The following is a 14,995-nucleotide window of genomic DNA, read 5'->3' on the forward strand; positions in this document are numbered from 1 at the left end:
GCCTGACCGTGGCCGTCGTCTACGGCGTGCTGAGCTTCGTCGCGAGCCTGCCCGGAGTCGCCGTCCTCGCCGGACGCTGGTACGTGGGACTGCGCGGCCCGCGGGGGACGGGCGCGGCGGCCGGAGCCGGCCCGGACGCACGGGAGACCGGGGACGCTCAGTGCGGACCGGTGACCGGTGGGACGTCGGAGTCCGATGTCAGTAGGGAGAAGTACGCTCCGAAGGAGTCGGCGAGCGAAGCCAGCAGTTCCTTCCCCTTCCCCGCGGACGCCCTCGAAGGGCGGCCGATGACACCGGACTTGGTATAGGCCGACATGCCGAGGGAGAGCAACTGCCGACGGTCGTCGGCGACGACGTCGGAGGTCTCGTACCCGGGCTTGAGGAATTCCGGATGGGTGTGCAGCAGAATGGAGGTCTCGATTTCCCCCGCGTGCATGTCGGTGAGCAGTGAGGTCTCCACCCCGGCCGCCTCCCGTGCCGCTTCCCAGTCCTCGACCGCCGGGAACAGAGCCATTCGTCCACCGGCCGCGGAGGATTCCTGAACGACATTGCCCAACACGTAGTTGCCGCCGTGACCATTGATCAGTACGAGTGTGTCGACACCGGACCGACGCAGTGAATCGGCTATGTCCCGCACCATCGCATGGAGTGTCACGGAGGAAATGCTCACCGTTCCCGGCCAGGCCGCGTGTTCGTGCGAGCAGGAAATCGTCACCGGAGGAAGGAGATGCACGGGGAATGCGGCAGCGACCTCCCGGGCGATCGCACACGCGACCAGCGTGTCGGTCGACAGCGGCAGATAAGGACCGTGCTGTTCGAAGCTGCCCACGGGGAGTACGGCGACCTGCCGGGCGACACCGGCACCTCGCGCCCTCACGTCCTCCGTGGTGTCCGCGGGCAACGGCCCCGACACCGTGAGCCGTATCTCCGAACCGCCCGAATCGACCATGTTCTCGCGACCTTTCGTCTCTGCTTAGGAACCAGAATCATGACAGAAATAGATGGCGTTCTCGCCGGGGAATCCCGGACCTCGGGTGTCGAGCGGGTCGTGAATGCCCCGCTGCCCACTGTGTACGGTGATTTCCAGGCCGTCGGCTACCTGGACCGTACCCGCGGAGACGAACAGGTGGCCCTGGTTCTCGGCGACATCCAGGAAGAGGGAATGCTCACCCGGCTGCACTCCGAGTGCCTGACGGGCGACGCGTTCGGGTCCCGGCACTGCGAGTGCGGTCCCCAACTGTCCACCGCGCTGCGGGAGATGGCGGCTGAGGGCCGCGGCATCCTGATCTACCTCCGGGGGCACGAGGGCCGGGGCATCGGCCTGTTGGCCAAGCTCCAGGCGATGAAGCTCCAGTCGGAGGGCCTCGACACGGTGGAGGCGAACCTCGCGCTCGGACTGCCCGTGGACGCCCGCGACTACGGCGTGGGCGCGGACATCCTGCACGACCTCGGCGTCCGCTCGGTGCGACTGCTGTCCAACAACCCGCGCAAGCGCGAGGCGTTGGTGCGCAACGGCATCAGGGTCGACGCGCAGGTACCGCTGCTGATCCCGCCGTGCGACGACAACATCACCTACCTGCGGACCAAGCGCGAGCGCCTGGACCACGACCTGCCCCACCTGGACGCCGTGGTGGGCCACCGCGCCTGAACCCGCCGCACCGGCAGCCGTCCTTCCGCAGCCCGTGCTTCAGCTGTCCATCGGCAGCCGTCCACCCGTAGCCGCCCCGCGCGCCGCCGGCCTCTCCCGCGGCGCGCGGCGGCCGTGCACCGTCGCGGACACCGCGACCGGGGCCACGCCCCACGACGCACCGCGCGGGCGTCCCGACAGTGACCCGCCCAACTCGCGCGCGGCACCGCCGACTTCACTCCGGCGGACAGCGGCGCCGACGCGACCCTGCGCACACGCCCGACCACGGTCGGGGACCGGCCGGAGAGCTTCCGAAACCTCCGGGCGGACCTCATGACATGAGATGTGCGCCACATCCGTGACGAGGCGCGGAATTCACGTACCCGGGCAGACGAGTGTCGTCCGGTCGTCCACGCGCCGGGCGAAGAGGCGGTCCGAGCAAGGCGCGCGCCGTCGGCGCGGGCCGGTTCCGCCCGGTTCCGCTCCTTGCTCCGAGTTGCTCCAACTCGCTCTCGGCACGCCCCCGGTCGGCGGCCGAACGCGGTACGAGGGAGGTGCCCGCCGGGTGAAATCCGTGGTCACGGCCGCGCAGGCGCGAAGCCCCGCGCGCCGGCCCACACGGACAGCGCCCGCCGCCGGGCACCCGACGGGCGCGCGAGACGTTCGACAGGCACGGTTGTGCCCGTGCGACGGACCACGGCGCGGCCCCGGGATCCGTGGGCCCGGGACGCGCGTCCTACGGGTGCACCCGACTGCCCCGTGCACGCAGGATCGGCCTCACCGGAACGAGTGACGGATGATACCGCTTGCGTGACTACGCAGCGTGAGGCAACCATTCTCCAGTTCGATTCGTATATCTCCGTGGAAGCCCAGTGGGCCCGCCGGGTACCGTGATGCCGGAGCGTCACGATCCGCTTGGGCGGGTCCGCACCGAGCAAGGAGAACCGATGCGACCGTTCGCGCTCAACTATGCCCGTCCGGCCCAGCAGTTGGAGGTCAGCGCTGCGTACGCCTATGACTCCAGACTGCAGTTGAACGTCCTGCCGGACGGGCGGCTCGCCGCTCATGACTACGCCGTGTTGCGGGAGCTGGGAGCCACCACCTCCACGGCCGGCTCGAAGACCCACTTCGACGACTGAATCCGGACCTCCGAAAATGACGGTTCTGGTCCTGACGTGCGAACAGGATGTGACCGCGGACATGGTGGTGGCCGAACTCGACGGGACCGGCGTCCCGGTCGTCCGCCTCGATCCCGCGGACCTGCCGGGCCCGGTGGCCCTGTCGGGCGAGTACGTGCGCGGGGGCTTTCACGGACATCTGTCCGTCGGCGGCCGCCTGGTGAGCATGAGCGGGCTGCGGTCCGTCTGGGTCCGCAGGCCCGGTGTGCCCGCGGCCCACGCGGCCGAACCCTCCGACTGGCTGACCGAGGAGTCCGCACAGGCCCTCTACGGCATGCTGCGTGCCACCGACGCGCGCTGGATGAACCACCCCGACGCGGCCCGCCGGGCCCGCCACAAGCCCTGGCAGCTCCATCTGGCCCAGCGCAGCGGCCTGCCCGTACCCGCCACGCTGATCACCACGTTCCCGCAGGCCGCCCGCGACTTCGCCGGGCGCTTCCCGGACCTGGTGGTCAAGCCCGTCTCGGGCGCACACCCGCAGGAACCGCCCAGGGCGGTGCCCACCAGCCGGGTCGCGCCCGGCACCGACTTCACGGCCGTGGCCTTCGGCCCGACCCTGCTCCAGCGACGGGTGGCCAAGCGGGCCGACATCAGGCTGACCTGCGTCGGCGACCGGATCTTCGCCGCGCGCAAGGCGGTCGCCGCGGACGCCGACCCCAACGACGTGGACGTACGGTTCGCGCCCTCCGGATCCCCGTGGCAGGCGGTGGACGCGCCGTCGTCCGTCGCCGCCGGGGTGCGCACGTACCTCCGTGAGGCCGGACTGGCCTTCGGGGCCTTCGACTTCGCCGAGGACGCCGAGGGGATGTGGTGGTTCCTGGAGTGCAACCAGTCCGGCCAGTTCGGCTTCGTGCAGATCGAGTCGGGCCAGCCGATAGCGGCCGCGGTGGCCGACTGGCTGGCCGCCCCGACCGCCCCCCGCCCCTCCATGAAGGGAGCCAGGTCATGGGCCATGGAGGGCCACTGAACGACGCGCCCGCGGGGGCGTGCGTCCCCGAGCGGTGACGGCAGGGCTACGCCGAGATCCTCGGACGGGTGGAGGGTGACTCCTGGCGCGGCTGCTCGCCCAGCTGCTCGGTGGGCAGCTTGTGGGTCTCGCGGGCCGTGAGAGCGGCGATCACCGGCGGGACGCACAGCGCCGCCGTGAACAGGGCCACCGCCATCCAGTCGTCGCCGTCCGGGCCGGCGATCTGCGCGGCGAAGGTCACCGCGAAGCCGGCGACCGCGAAGCCGATCTGTGTGCCGATGGCCATGCCGGAGAGGCGGACCCGGGTGGAGAACATCTCGCCGTAGAAGGACGGCCAGACACCGTTCGCGGCGCTGTAGACGACGCCGAAGGTGACGATGCCGAGGACCAGAATCAGCGGGTACGAGCCCGTGGAGATCGCCCACAGGTAGAGGAACATCAGGACGGCGCTGCCGGCGGCGCCGACCAGGAAGACCGGGCGGCGGCCGATGCGGTCGGACAGCGTGGCCCACAGCGGGATCGCGCCGAGCGCGACGAGGTTGGCGAGCGCGCCCACCCACAGCATGGACGTGCGGTCCATGCCGACCGAGTCGCTGGTCGCGTACGCCAGCGCCCACACCGTGAAGATCGTGCTGACGGAGGCGACGAGGGCGGCCGCGACGACCCGCAGGACGTCCGCCCAGTGGTCGCGCATCAGCACGGCGAGGGGCATCTTCGCGACGCCCTCGGTGGCGGCCTGCTGGGTGAAGGTCGGCGTCTCCTCCAGGGTGCGGCGGATGACGTAGCCGACCACGGCGACCGCGATGCTCATCCAGAACGGGACGCGCCAGCCCCAGGAGAGCAGCTGGTCCTCGGGCAGTGCGGCCACCGGGATGAACACCAGGGTGGCGAGGAGCTGTCCGCCCTGCGTACCGCTGAGCGTGAAGCTGGTGAAGAACCCGCGTCTGTCCGCCGGCGCGTGTTCGAGCGACATGGAGTTGGCGCTGGCCTGCTCGCCCGCGGCCGAGATGCCCTGGAGGACCCGGCACAGGACCAGCAGCACGGGCGCCAGTGTGCCTACCTGGTCGCGGGTCGGCAGACAGCCGATGAGGAACGTGGAGACGCCCATCAGGATCAGCGTGAAGACCATGATCTTCTTGCGGCCGACCTTGTCACCGAAGTGCCCCAGGAACAGCGCGCCGACCGGGCGGGCCGCGTACGCGACGCCGAACGTGGCCAGGGACAGCAGGGTCGCGGTGGCCGGGTCCGACTCGTCGAAGAAGACCTCGGGGAAGATCAGCGCGGCCGCGCTGCCGTAGATGAAGAAGTCGTAGTACTCCAGCGCGCTGCCGATCCAGGCGGCGGTCGCGGCCTTCCTGGGCTGGCCGGGTGGCGCGTCGAGGGGTGCTGCGGGGACGGACACGGCGGTGCTCCTTCGGGGGAACTCCAACGTAGGCGGAGTGAGCGGTGTGGGCGGAGAAGGGGACGTGCCGGCTCCCCGGGGTGACGGGACGGCCGCGCCGGGCGCTGCCCGGCTAATTAACCCACTGGGTAGTTAGTAGCGGTGGCACGGATGTTGCGCTCACGTTTCCCGGGTGTCAAGAGGTCGCGCCGAAGGATCTTGCCGCCGCACACCGGCGCCACACTGGGGCCGCACCGCCGCCGCGGGCCACGGTCAGTGCGTCGCGCGGTCCGCGGTCAGATAGGCGATGACCATGTCGCCCAGCATGCTGCGGTAGTGCTCCCGTTGTGCCGGGTCGACCAGGTCGCGGCCGAACAGGGCGCCGAAGGTGTGCCGGTTGGCGACCCGGAAGAAGCAGAACGAGCTGATCATCGCGTGCAGGTCCACGGCGTCGACGTCGGCCGTGAACAGGCCCGACTCCCGTCCCGACGCCAGGATGCGGCGGATCACGTCCAGGGCGGGCGAGCCGATCCTGCCGAGTTCCTCGGAGGCGGCGATGTGCTCCGCCCCGTGGATGTTCTCGATGCTGACCAGGCGGATGAAGTCCGGGTGCGCCTCGTGATGGTCGAAGGTCAGCTCGGCCAGCCTGCGGATGGCCGCGACCGGGTCCAGGTGCTCGACGTCGAGCCCCTGCTCGGCCTCCCGGATGACGCCGTACGCCCGCTCCAGCACGGCGGTGAACAGCTGCTCCTTGCCGCCGAAGTAGTAGTAGATCATCCGCTTCGTGGTCCGGGTGCGGGCGGCGATCTCGTCCACCCGGGCCCCGTCGTAGCCGGCCCTGGCGAACTCCTGGGTCGCCACGTCGAGGATCTCGGCCCTGGTGCGGACGGCGTCGCGGACGCGCCCGTTCGGCCTTGCCGGTTCTTCGACGCTGGTCATCGGGTCTGGGGTTCCTTCGGGCGAGGGGGGGCGATGCCGGGAATTGTAGAAGCAGGCGCCGGCCGGCGGGCGCGGGTCCGTCGGTGGGCCTGTCCGACACCGCGGGAAACTGATATAGCTAACGTACTAGTTCGTACATTAGTAAGCCGCTCAGGAGGTCCGTCGTGGTCAAGGACTCGTATCTCGTCGGGCTGATCGGCGCCGGCGTCGGCCCGTCGCTGAGCCCCGCCCTGCACGAGCGGGAGGCCGACCGACAGGGACTGCGCTACCTGTACCGGCTCATCGACATCGACGAGCTCGGCGTCGCGCCGGAGGCGGTCGGAGACCTGCTCCGCGCGGCCCGCGACCTCGGCTTCGACGGGCTGAACATCACCCACCCCTGCAAGCAACTGGTCATCGAGCACCTCGACGCCCTCTCACCGCAGGCCGAGGCGCTCGGCGCGGTGAACACCGTCGTCCTGGACGGCGGGCGCGCGATCGGGCACAACACGGACGTGACCGGTTTCGCGGCATCCTTCGCGCGCGGGCTGCCCGATGCTCCCCTTGAGCGGGTGGTGCAGTTGGGTGCGGGGGGCGCGGGGGCGGCCGTCGCACATGCCCTGCTCACCCTGGGGGCCGGGCATGTGACCGTCGTGGACGCGCTGGCCGACCGGGCGCGGGCGCTGGCCGCCGCGCTGAACCGGCACTTCGGTGCGGGGCGGGCGACCGCCGGCACACCGGACCGCCTGGCCGGGCTGCTCGGCGGCGCCGACGGTGTCGTGCATGCCACGCCCACCGGCATGGCCGCGCATCCCGGGATGCCGTTCGCGGCCGAGTTGCTGCATCCCGGGCTGTGGGTGGCCGAGGTCGTCTACCGGCCGTTGGAGACCGCGCTGTTGCGTGCGGCCCGGGAGGCGGGGTGTGCGGTGCTCGACGGCGGGGGGATGGCCGTGTTCCAGGCGGCGGACGCGTTCCGGCTGTTCACGGGGCGTTCGCCGGACGCGGTGCGGATGCTGGCGGACATCGCTGAACTGGCCGGGTCCGGAGCCGGCTCCGAGTCCGGGACGGAGGCCGCGGGAGCGCGGAGCTGAGGGCGCCTTGTGGGTGGGCCTGTGTGGACGGGCCTGTGTGGGCGGGGCGCGGGTGGCCCGCGCCCCGGAGAAGACGAGGAGTGACACACGTGCGTACGTCCATCGCCACCGTTTCTCTCGGTGGAGGACTCACCGAGAAACTCACCGCCGCCGCCCGGGCCGGGTTCGACGGGGTCGAGATCTTCGAGAACGATCTGCTGGCGAGTCCCCTCCGCCCGGAGGAGATCCGTGCTCGCTGCGCCGATCTCGGCCTGAGCATCGATCTCTACCAGCCGATGCGTGACATCGAGGCAGTCCCCGGGGAGGAGTTCGAGCACAATCTGCGCCGCGCCGAGCACAAGTTCCGGCTCATGGAGCGGCTCGGCGCCGACACCGTCCTCGTGTGCTCCAGCGTCTCACCGCACGCCGTCGACGACGACGCGCTCGCCGCCTTCCACCTGCGCCGCCTCGCCGAGCTGGCCGACGGCTTCGGCATACGCGTCGCGTATGAGGCGCTGGCCTGGGGGCGGCACGTCAGCACGTACGACCACGCCTGGCGCATCGTCGAGGCCGCCGGCCATCCCGCGCTCGGCACCTGTCTGGACAGCTTCCACATCCTGGCCCGCGGTTCCGACCCCAAGGGGATCGAGGACATCCCGGGGGAGAAGATCTTCTTCCTCCAGCTCGCCGACGCCCCGCTGATGGCGATGGACGTACTCCAGTGGAGCCGCCACTACCGCTGCTTCCCCGGCCAGGGCGGCTTCGACCTCGCCGGGCTCGTCGGGCACGTGATCCGGACCGGATACCGGGGGCCCCTCTCCCTGGAGGTCTTCAACGACGTGTTCCGGCAGGCCGAGGCCGGGCCGACCGCCGTCGACGCGCTGCGCTCGCTCCTCGTCCTGCAGGAGGACGTCGGTCTCACCGAACCGCCCGCGCCCGTCGTGCCGAGCGGCATCGCCTTCGCCGAACTGGTCGCCCCCGACGTCGAACCCGTCACGGAGATCCTCGAAGCGCTCGGCTTCGCCCGGGCCGCCCGGCACCGCAGCAAGCCGGTCGACCTCTGGCAGCAGGGCGAGGCCCGGGTACTGCTCAACACGGGTCCGGTCGCCCGCCGCGACGGTACGCGACTCGCCGCGGTCGGGCTGGAGTCGCCGGACCCGGCGGGCGCGGCCCGGCGGGCCGAGTCGCTCCTCGCCCCCGTGCTCCCGCGCCGTCGCGCGCCGCAGGACGTGCCCCTGGACGCCGTCGCCGCACCCGACGGCACGGAACTCTTCTTCTGCGCCACCGGCCGGCCCGGACTGCCCAGCTGGACGGACGACTTCGAACCGGTCGGACCCACGGGCGCCCCGGAGCCTGCTGCCGGCGGGGTGCGGCGCATCGATCACCTGGCCCTCACCCAGCCCTGGCACCAGTTCGACGAGGCCGCCCTCTTCCACCGCAGCGTCCTCGGGCTCGGCGCCCAGGAGAGCGTGGACGTGGCCGATCAGTACGGGCTCCTGCGCAGCCGTGCCGTCACCAACGCCGACGGCAGCGTCCGTATCGCCCTCGGTGTCGGGCCGGCCCCGAGCGCCGACGAGGGGGGCCGGGCCCAGCACCTCGCGCTCGCCACCGACGACCTCGTGACGGCGGCCCGCCGCTTCCGTGCCGCGGGCGGCCGGCTGCTGGCCATCCCCGCCAACTACTACGACGACCTCGCGGCCAGGTACGAGTTCGGCGACGGCGAACTGGAGACCCTGCGCGAACTCGGCATCCTCTACGACCGGGACGCGGACGGCGCCTTCCGCCACTGCTACACGCAGACGGTCGGCCGGGTCTTCTTCGAACTGGTCCAGCGGGACGGGGGCTACCGGGGGTACGGCGCGCGGAACGCGCCGGTACGGTTGGCGGCCCAGCGGGCCCGGGGGCTTTGAGGGGCGGGGGCCCCGGGGGTGTTCGTCGGCTGCGGGCCGGTGGGGGTTGAGCGCGCAGTTCCCCGCGCCCCTGAAAGACGGGGCTGCGCCCCTGTCTTTCATCGGGGGCGGTAGCCCTTGTCCTTGAGGGGCGCGGGGAACTGCGCGAACGGCCCCCACCGGCCCGCGGGTGAAGACCACACATGGGGCCCGCCCTTCACAAGGGCGCGGGGCCCCGAATTCCTACGGTTTGGCGTTCCACTCCGCCAGGACCGGGCGGCCGTGCTCCAGGGAGAGCCGGCTGACGGTGGCCGTGTCCAGCCGGAACAGGCGCCCGTCCGAGGCGGGCAGGCCCAGCCGCCGGGCGGTCAGGACGCGCAAGAAGTGCGAGTGCGCCACCAGCACCACGTCACCGTCGTCGAGCGACTTCGCCGCGTGGGCGAGCACCCGGTCGGCCCGCTCGCCCACCTCCGTGGGGGACTCGCCCGGATGTCCGTCCGGCCCCGGCGGCACCCCGTCGTTCCACAGGTACCAGTCGGGGCGGGTGCGGTGGATGTCGACGGTCCTGATGCCCTCGTACGCCCCGTAGTCCCATTCGTGGAGATCGGGGTCGACGACGGCCCCGGTCAGGCCCGCCAGCTCGGCGGTCCGTATCGCACGCTGGAGCGGACTGGTCAGCACGAGGACGCAGGACCGCCCGGCGAAGAGCGGGAGGAGGGACTTCGCCTGCTCCTCGCCGTGTGCGGTGAGGGGCAGGTCGGTCCAGCTGGTGTGCTGTCCCGATCTGCTCCACTCGGTCTCGCCGTGCCGGACGAGGAGGAGATCACCCATGACTGCCGCGACTCCTACTTCTGCTTCGCGGACTCGACGGCGTGGCCGCCGAACTGGTTGCGCAGGGCCGCGATCATCTTCATCTGCGGTGAGTCGTCCTGCCGGGAGGCGAACCGCGCGAACAGCGACGCGGTGATCGCGGGCAGCGGCACGGCGTTGTCGATGGCCGCCTCCACGGTCCAGCGGCCCTCGCCGGAGTCCTGGGCGAAGCCGCGCAGCTGCTCCAGGTGCTCGTCCTCGTCCAGCGCGTTGACCGCGAGGTCGAGCAGCCAGGAGCGGATGACGGTGCCTTCCTGCCAGGAGCGGAAGACCTCCCGCACGTCCGTGACGGAGTCGACCGCCTGCAGGAGCTCCCAGCCCTCGGCGTACGCCTGCATCATGGCGTACTCGATGCCGTTGTGGACCATCTTGGAGAAGTGGCCGGCGCCGACCTTGCCGGCGTGGACGAACCCGGCGTCGCCCTCGGGCTTGAGGGCGTCGAAGACCGGCTGGACCTTTTCGATGTGCCCGGCGTCGCCGCCGACCATGAGGGCGTAGCCGTTCTGCAGGCCCCACACGCCGCCGGAGACGCCCGCGTCGACGAAGCCGATGCCCTTCGCCTCCAGCTCCGCGGCGTGCTTCTCGTCGTCGGTCCAGCGGGAGTTGCCGCCGTCCACGACCACGTCACCGGGTTCCAGGAGCTCGGCGAGCTCGTCGATCGTGGACTGGGTCGCGGCACCGGCCGGGACCATCACCCACACCACACGCGGCCCTTCGAGCTTGCCCACCAGCTCGGTCAGGCTGCTCACGTCGGCGAGCTCCGGGTTGCGGTCGTATCCGATGACGGTGTGGCCCGCGCGGCGGATGCGCTCGCGCATGTTGCCGCCCATCTTGCCGAGGCCGATGAGTCCCAGCTGCATCGCAGTCATGTCAGTTCACTTCTTCCGGAGAGTGCGGTACGTGGCCACGAGGGCGGTGGTGGACGGGTCGAGGCCGGGGACGTCGGCGCCCTCGGTGAGGGCGGGTTCGACGCGCTTGGCGAGGACCTTGCCGAGCTCGACGCCCCATTGGTCGAAGGAGTCGATGTTCCAGACCGCGCCCTGCACGAACACCTTGTGCTCGTAGAGGGCGATCAGCTGGCCGAGGACCGACGGGGTCAGCTCGCGCGCGAGGATCGTGGTCGTCGGGTGGTCGCCGCGGAACGTGCGGTGCGGCACCTGCTCCTCGGGCACCCCCTCGGCCCGTACCTCGTCGGCGGTCCTGCCGAACGCGAGTGCCTGGCCCTGCGCGAAGAGGTTCGCCATCAACAGGTCGTGCTGGGCGGCGAGTTCACCGCCGAGCTCGGCGACCGGGTTGACGAATCCGATCAGGTCGGCCGGGATCGTCCTCGTGCCCTGGTGGAGCAACTGGTAGTAGGCGTGCTGTCCGTTGGTGCCGGGCGTGCCCCAGACGACGGGGCCGGTCTGCCACTCGACGGGGTGGCCCTGCCGGTCCACGGACTTGCCGTTGGACTCCATGTCCAGCTGCTGCAGGTACGCCGTGAACTTGGACAGGTAGTGCGAGTACGGCAGCACCGCGTGCGACTGGGCGTCGAAGAAGTCGCCGTACCAGATGCCCAACAGGCCCAGCAACAGCGGTGCGTTGGCCTCCGCCGGGGCCGTGCGGAAGTGCTCGTCGACGAGGTGGAAGCCGTCGAGCAGCTCCCGGAAGCGGTCCGGGCCGATCGCGAGCATCAGGGACAGGCCGATGGCCGAGTCGAACGAGTAGCGCCCGCCGACCCAGTCCCAGAACTCGAACATGTTGGCCGTGTCGATACCGAAGTCGGCGACCTTCTCCGCGTTCGTCGACAGGGCCACGAAGTGCTTCGCCACGGCTGCCGCGTCACCGTCGAGGCCCGCGAGCAGCCAGGACCGCGCCGACGTGGCGTTGGTGATCGTCTCGATGGTGGTGAAGGTCTTCGAGGCGACGACGAACAGCGTCTCGGCCGGGTCCAGGTCCCGCACGGCCTCGTGCAGGTCGGCCCCGTCCACGTTCGACACGAAGCGGACCGTCAGGTCCCGGTCGGTGAAGGCGCGCAGCGCGTCGTACGCCATGGCCGGGCCGAGGTCGGAGCCGCCGATGCCGATGTTGACGACGGTCCGGATGCGCCGGCCGGTGTGACCGGTCCACTTGCCGGAGCGGACCTGCTCGGCGAAGTCGGTCATCCGGTCGAGCACGGCGTGCACCTTGGGCACGACGTTCTCGCCGTCGACCTCGACGACCGCGTCGCGCGGGGCGCGCAGCGCGGTGTGCAGGACCGCCCGGTCCTCGGTGACGTTGATGCGCTCACCGCGGAACATCGCGTCGCGCAGGGCGAACACCCCGGTGGCGAGGGCGAGTTCCTGGAGCAGTGCGAGTGTCTCGTCGGTGATCAGGTGTTTCGAGTAGTCGATGTGCAGGTCGCCCACGCGCACCGTGTACCGCCGGGCGCGGTCCGGGTCCGCCGCGAACAGCCCACGCAGGTGCGGATGGAGGAGCGGGCCGGCCCGGTGGTCCTCCAGGGCGGTCCACTCGGGGCGGCGGGTCAGCCTCGGTGTGTCAGACACGGCTCGCCCCCTCGGCGCCCGCCTCGGCACCGGTACCGGTGCCGGTCTCGTCGCCGCGCAGGGCGACGGCGTACATCTCGTCCGCGTCGAGCCGGCGCAGTTCCTCGGCGATCAGTTCGGAGGTGCTGCGGACCTTCAGCGCGAGGGTGCGCGAGGGCTGGCCCGGCAGGGACAGCGTCGCGAGCGGGCCCTCGGGCCGGTCGATGACGATCTCGCCGTTCCCGGTGCCGAGTCGCACGGCGGTCACCACGGGCCCCGCGGTGACGATCCGCTCGACGGACACCTTGAGACGGGCCTCCAGCCAGCGGGCGAGGAGTTCCGCGCTCGGGTTCTCGGCCTCGCTCTCGACGGCGGCCGAGGTGATCTCCGTACGGGCCTGGTCGAGGGCGGCGGCGAGCATGGAACGCCACGGGGTGAGCCGGGTCCAGGCCAGGTCGGTGTCACCCGGCGCGTACGCCGCGGCGCGCGCCTCCAGGGCCTCCAGCGGGGTCTCCACCGCGTACATGTCGGTGATGCGGCGCTGGGCGAGCGCGCCGAGCGGATCCTTCACCGGGACCTCCGGAGCGTCCACCGGCCACCAGACGACGACGGGCGCGTCCGGCAGCAGCAGCGGCAGGACCACCGAGTCGGCGTGGTCCGACACCTCGCCGTACAGCCGCAGGATGACCGTCTCACCGGTCCCCGCGTCGGCGCCGACCCGTACCTCGGCGTCCAGATGGGAGTTGGTGCGGTCGCGAGGGGTGCGGGCGTGCCGCTTGATGACGACCAGGGTGCGCGAGGGATGCTCGTGCGACGCCTCCTCGGCCGCCTTGATCGAGTCGTACGCGTTCTCCTCGTCCGTCACGATGACCATCGTCAGGACCATGCCCACGGCAGGCGTGCCGATGGCGCGGCGGCCCTGTACGAGAGCCTTGTTGATCTTGCTTGCCGTGGTGTCGCTCAGGTCGATCTTCATGGCCTGCGCCAGCTCCGTCCGTCTCGTGCGAGCATCTCGTCGGCTTCCCCGGGGCCCCAGCTGCCCGAGGCGTACTGCGCCGGCTTGCCGTGCGCGTCCCAGTACTCCTCGATCGGGTCGAGGATCTTCCAGGACTCTTCCACCTCCTGGTGACGGGGGAAGAGATTGGCGTCGCCGAGCAGTACATCCAGAATCAGGCGTTCGTACGCCTCCGGGCTGGACTCCGTGAACGACTCGCCGTACGCGAAGTCCATCGACACGTCCCGGATCTCCATCGACGTACCCGGCACCTTCGATCCGAAGCGCACCGTCATGCCCTCGTCGGGCTGCACCCGGATGACGATGGCGTTCGCGCCGAGTTCCTCGGTGGCGGTGGAGTCGAAGGGGGAGTGCGGGGCGCGCTGGAAGACGACGGCGATCTCGGTGACGCGCCGGCCGAGCCGCTTGCCGGTCCGCAGGTAGAAGGGGACGCCCGCCCAGCGGCGGTTGTCCATCTCCAGCCTGACCGCCGCGTAGGTGTCGGTCGTCGACCCGGGGTCGATGCCCTCCTCCTCCAGGTAGCCGGACACCTTCTCGCCGCCCTGCCAGCCCGCCGCGTACTGGCCGCGCACGGTGTGCTCGCCCAGGTCCGCGGGCAGTTTCACGGACTTGAGGACCTTGAGCTTCTCGGTGAGCAGCGAGTCGGCGTCGAAGGCGATGGGCTCCTCCATCGCGGTCAGCGCCATCAGCTGCAGGAGGTGGTTCTGGATGACGTCACGGGCCGACCCGATGCCGTCGTAGTAGCCGGCGCGACCGCCGATGCCGATGTCCTCGGCCATGGTGATCTGTACGTGGTCGACGTACGACCGGTTCCAGATGGGCTCGTACATCTGGTTGGCGAAGCGGAGCGCCAGGATGTTCTGGACGGTCTCCTTGCCGAGGTAGTGGTCGATGCGGAACACCTGCTCCGGGTCGAACACCTCGTGCACGACCCGGTTCAGCTCGCGCGCGCTCTTCAGGTCGCGGCCGAACGGCTTCTCGATCACCGCGCGCCGCCAGGACCCGGCGGGCGCCTCGGCCAGGCCGTGCTTCTTGAGCTGCTTGACGACCTTGGGGAAGAACTTCGGCGGTACGGAGAGGTAGAAGGCGTAGTTGCCGCTCGTACCGCGGGACTTGTCCAACTCGTCCACGGCCGACCGCAGTTGTTCGAACGCCTGGTCGTCGTCGAAGTCGCCCGGGATGAACCGCATGCCCTCGGCGAGCTGCTGCCAGACCTCCTCGCGGAACTCGGTGCGCGCGTGGTCGCGGACCGAGTCGTGCACGATCTGGGCGAAGTCCTCGTCCTCCCAGTCCCGCCGGGCGAAGCCGACGAGGGAGAAGCCGGGCGGGAGCAGGCCGCGGTTGGCCAGGTCGTAGACGGCCGGCATGAGCTTCTTGCGCGACAGGTCGCCCGTCACGCCGAAGATGACCAGACCGGAGGGCCCGGCGATGTTCGGCAGACGGCGGTCCTGGGGGTTGCGCAGCGGGTTGACCCAGCCGTCCGTGAGATCCGGGGCCTCGGATCCGGGGGCGGCCTGCTTACCGCTCTCCGCCACCCTCATGGCCTCGGAGACCTCAGAGGTACTGGAGACCTCAG

At 71.0% G+C, this 14,995-nt stretch carries 13 protein-coding genes; 5 read left to right on the forward strand and 8 right to left on the reverse strand.

Going from position 1 to position 14,995, the window contains the following annotated elements; genetic code table 11:
- Window positions 1–157 precede the first annotated feature (157 nt).
- Window positions 158–949: a creatininase family protein gene (locus ACFYXC_RS06385; RefSeq protein WP_388916844.1), complete on the reverse strand. Its 792-nt coding sequence runs from the start codon at window positions 947–949 to the stop codon at window positions 158–160.
- A 39-nt stretch (window positions 950–988) separates the two neighbouring features.
- Between ACFYXC_RS06385 and ribA the strand changes: the two genes are divergently transcribed.
- The 3 genes from ribA to tgmB all read left to right on the forward strand — a co-directional run bounded on the left by ribA (window position 989) and on the right by tgmB (window position 3,772).
- A complete protein-coding gene (gene ribA, locus ACFYXC_RS06390; protein ID WP_388916841.1) occupies window positions 989–1,648 on the forward strand; it encodes a GTP cyclohydrolase II in 660 nt (219 codons plus the stop codon).
- A gap of 926 nt (window positions 1,649–2,574) precedes the next feature.
- Window positions 2,575–2,766, forward strand: coding sequence for a putative ATP-grasp-modified RiPP (tgmA, locus tag ACFYXC_RS06395; RefSeq protein ID WP_388916838.1), 192 nt, complete (start codon window positions 2,575–2,577; stop codon window positions 2,764–2,766).
- A gap of 16 nt (window positions 2,767–2,782) precedes the next feature.
- Window positions 2,783–3,772: an ATP-grasp ribosomal peptide maturase gene (gene tgmB, locus ACFYXC_RS06400; protein WP_388916835.1), complete on the forward strand. Its 990-nt coding sequence runs from the start codon at window positions 2,783–2,785 to the stop codon at window positions 3,770–3,772.
- A gap of 46 nt (window positions 3,773–3,818) precedes the next feature.
- Here the strand turns inward: tgmB and ACFYXC_RS06405 are convergent, their stop codons facing one another.
- Entirely contained in the window at window positions 3,819–5,174 is a 1,356-nt protein-coding gene (locus ACFYXC_RS06405; RefSeq protein WP_389547599.1) for an MFS transporter, read from the reverse strand.
- Window positions 5,175–5,426: 252 nt separating this feature from the next.
- Window positions 5,427–6,092: a TetR family transcriptional regulator gene (locus tag ACFYXC_RS06410; protein ID WP_388916829.1), complete on the reverse strand. Its 666-nt coding sequence runs from the start codon at window positions 6,090–6,092 to the stop codon at window positions 5,427–5,429.
- A gap of 164 nt (window positions 6,093–6,256) precedes the next feature.
- Between ACFYXC_RS06410 and ACFYXC_RS06415 the strand changes: the two genes are divergently transcribed.
- Together ACFYXC_RS06415 and ACFYXC_RS06420 are read left to right on the forward strand one after the other, a co-directional pair.
- Window positions 6,257–7,162: a shikimate dehydrogenase gene (locus ACFYXC_RS06415; RefSeq protein WP_389547602.1), complete on the forward strand. Its 906-nt coding sequence runs from the start codon at window positions 6,257–6,259 to the stop codon at window positions 7,160–7,162.
- A gap of 89 nt (window positions 7,163–7,251) precedes the next feature.
- Window positions 7,252–9,051: a bifunctional sugar phosphate isomerase/epimerase/4-hydroxyphenylpyruvate dioxygenase family protein gene (locus ACFYXC_RS06420; RefSeq protein ID WP_389547605.1), complete on the forward strand. Its 1,800-nt coding sequence runs from the start codon at window positions 7,252–7,254 to the stop codon at window positions 9,049–9,051.
- Window positions 9,052–9,273: 222 nt separating this feature from the next.
- Here ACFYXC_RS06420 and ACFYXC_RS06425 read toward each other — a convergent pair whose 3' ends face one another.
- Genes ACFYXC_RS06425 through zwf form a run of 5 tightly spaced genes read right to left on the reverse strand, consistent with a single transcriptional unit; the run spans window position 9,274 to window position 14,960 of the window.
- On the reverse strand, window positions 9,274–9,861 hold the full coding sequence (locus ACFYXC_RS06425) for a histidine phosphatase family protein (protein WP_388916820.1): 588 nt from the start codon (window positions 9,859–9,861) through the stop codon (window positions 9,274–9,276).
- A gap of 14 nt (window positions 9,862–9,875) precedes the next feature.
- Window positions 9,876–10,760 carry a phosphogluconate dehydrogenase (NAD(+)-dependent, decarboxylating) gene (gene gnd, locus ACFYXC_RS06430; protein WP_389548399.1) on the reverse strand — a complete coding sequence of 295 codons (885 nt, stop codon included), beginning with the start codon at window positions 10,758–10,760 and terminating at the stop codon, window positions 9,876–9,878.
- A 15-nt stretch (window positions 10,761–10,775) separates the two neighbouring features.
- Window positions 10,776–12,425 (reverse strand): glucose-6-phosphate isomerase, encoded by a 1,650-nt coding sequence (pgi, locus tag ACFYXC_RS06435; protein WP_389547608.1) that lies wholly within the window; start codon window positions 12,423–12,425, stop codon window positions 10,776–10,778.
- Window positions 12,418–13,380, reverse strand: coding sequence for a glucose-6-phosphate dehydrogenase assembly protein OpcA (gene opcA, locus ACFYXC_RS06440; RefSeq protein ID WP_389547610.1), 963 nt, complete (start codon window positions 13,378–13,380; stop codon window positions 12,418–12,420). Before opcA ends, pgi begins: the two co-directional genes overlap by 8 nt.
- Entirely contained in the window at window positions 13,377–14,960 is a 1,584-nt protein-coding gene (gene zwf, locus ACFYXC_RS06445) for a glucose-6-phosphate dehydrogenase (protein ID WP_389548401.1), read from the reverse strand. Before zwf ends, opcA begins: the two co-directional genes overlap by 4 nt.
- Window positions 14,961–14,995: the final 35 nt, after the last annotated feature.

The sequence above is a fragment of the Streptomyces sp. NPDC002701 genome, assembly GCF_042889045.1.
Classification (GTDB): Bacteria; Actinomycetota; Actinomycetes; order Streptomycetales; family Streptomycetaceae; genus Streptomyces.